The sequence below is a fragment of the Marinobacterium sedimentorum genome (assembly GCF_024267675.1).
Taxonomy (GTDB): domain Bacteria; phylum Pseudomonadota; class Gammaproteobacteria; order Pseudomonadales; family Balneatricaceae; genus Marinobacterium_A; species Marinobacterium_A sedimentorum.
Genome location: NZ_JALDYX010000213.1, coordinates 1 through 212, shown reverse-complemented (window position 1 = coordinate 212; position 212 = coordinate 1). Strand labels below are relative to the sequence as shown.

Genomic DNA, 212 nt, shown 5'->3' with positions numbered 1-212 from the left:
GCTGCGAAAGCAAGCCCAATCGAACAGACTAACAACCGGGCCGAGATTCCTTCGGATAATGCGGAACTTACTCAGTCTCCTATGCAATCTCAGGCTTTTCATGAAAATGAACAATTTGCACTTGATCAGCAAACGAGCGAAATCGAGCCATCACAGGTCAAAAAGAATACTCAAAGCGATTTCCCAGAAACGGAACTAGCAAACGCACAAAC

Annotated in this window: 1 protein-coding gene; it reads left to right on the top strand. The window is 45.3% G+C overall.

Annotated elements, in window-relative coordinates:
• The coding region (locus tag MRS74_RS23865) for a hypothetical protein (protein ID WP_254582765.1) at positions 1 to 212 on the top strand (212 nt) is incomplete at both ends.